Source organism: Archangium sp., assembly GCF_036388035.1.
Lineage (GTDB): Bacteria > Myxococcota > Myxococcia > Myxococcales > Myxococcaceae > Archangium.
In genome coordinates this window covers 1-1,531 of the sequence record NZ_DASVSO010000053.1, presented here as the reverse complement: position 1 = coordinate 1,531, position 1,531 = coordinate 1, and the positions used below count along the sequence as shown (strand labels likewise).

At 70.0% G+C, this 1,531-nt stretch carries 2 protein-coding genes; one reads left to right on the top strand and one right to left on the bottom strand.

Going from position 1 to position 1,531, the window contains the following annotated elements; all coding sequences use genetic code 11:
• On the top strand, positions 1-773 hold a 773-nt coding region (locus tag VF697_RS02420; RefSeq protein ID WP_331091839.1), incomplete at its 5' end, for a hypothetical protein.
• 2 nt (positions 774-775) lie between these two features.
• On the opposite strand, the gene VF697_RS02415 is transcribed toward VF697_RS02420, so the two are convergent.
• Positions 776-1,531, bottom strand: a 756-nt coding sequence (locus VF697_RS02415; protein ID WP_331091838.1) for a M48 family metalloprotease, incomplete at its 5' end; no start/stop codon positions are given.

The following is a 1,531-nucleotide window of genomic DNA, read 5'->3' as shown; positions in this document are numbered from 1 at the left end:
GGGGCAGGATTCAAGCCCTCCAGCCGATCTCTCGGGGCGTGAAGCCCATCTGCCTCCAGAAAGGGAATGACTGGGACATCAGCCTGCTGCTGCCCTTTGGAGATCAGATGATCAGCGCGCTGAGGCGTTGCAGGGGGCTTCCCAACCGGGCCTCGGCCGTCCTGCGGGTGGTGCATCACGGGGGGGCGGTGTTGATCGGCGCGGATGCACCCCTGGGCTCCTGGGAGCGGCTGGCCCACGTGGAGACGCCAGAGTCGAAGCAGCTCTCCGCCGAGGTCTTCCGCATCCCGCACCATGGCGGCAGCATCCGGGAGGGCAAGAAGCTCCTGGAGCGCTCCGAGCTCTACCAGCGGGTGAGTGCGAAGATCGCGGTGTGCTCGGTGGGCACGCAGAACCCGTACGGCCACCCCCACGAGGATCATCTCCGGGACGCGTGCCGGGGCGGTGCCTGCCGGCTCCTCTGTACCGAGCTCAACTCCACCTGCCACAAGGATCCCCTGAGCCTGCGCGACAAGATGCTCGAGAAGGCCTCGGGCATCGTCTATCCGCTGCGCCAGCTCGCCGCTCCCGGGGATGGGTACCTCACCCGGAGGGGAAAGCTGTCCGTCCCGTGCGCCGGCACCATCCTCGCGGAGATCGACGAGAAGGGGCACGTCGCGGTGTCCCCGTCGAAAGGCGGCTGGCACGACGAGATGGTGGCGCTGTTCGATTCTCCCATCTGTCGGGAGCACCTGGAGAAGCGCCAGGCCTCTTCCCAGCGGCTCGGCACCTAGCGTCAGGGGCTGGGCCGGGGGGAGGGCAGGGCGGCGAGGCGCTCGCCCATGGGCGGGTGGGTGTAGCCCTTGAGGACGAGCCAGCGAGGCGGCTCGGGGTCCATCTTGTTCACCCGGGTAGCCTTCACGAGCATGCGGCGGAAGGCGGTGGGGTCCTGGGTGAGTTGCAGGGCGTAGCGGTCGGCCTCGAGCTCGCGCTCCCGGGAGAAGGCCGCGGAGATGGGGCCGCTCAGGGAGAAGACGAGGAAGATGAGCAGCCACAGCAGGGGCAGGGTGCGGATGTCCGCGAAGCGCGTGGCGCCGAACCACCCCCGTGCCGCGGCGTGCCGCAGCAGTTGGTCCATGACGAAGAGGAGCGCCACCAGCGCCACCGACGCGGCGATGCGCCCCGGCCACTTCGACTCGTGGACGTGGCCCGCCTCGTGCGCGACGACGGCGAGGATCTCCTCCGGGGAGAACTCGCGGAGCAGGGTGTCGGTGAGCACGATGGTGCGGGTGGGGCCCTGGCCCGCGAAGTAGGCCTGCACGCGCTTGCTCGCCACGGACGTCTTCTCCACCACCACATCCGCGAAGGAGACGTCCGCGCGCGCCATCAACGCGGTGATGCGCTCGCGCAGGGGGCCCTGCTCCAGGGGGGCCTGGTCGAAGAAGACGCGGGCGCGGTACGGGTCCAGCGCCGAGGCCACCAGCAGCAGCAGCGCCGAGGGGACTCCCAGCACGAGCCACCAGCGCTTCACCCGCCGGGCCAGTCCGTACAG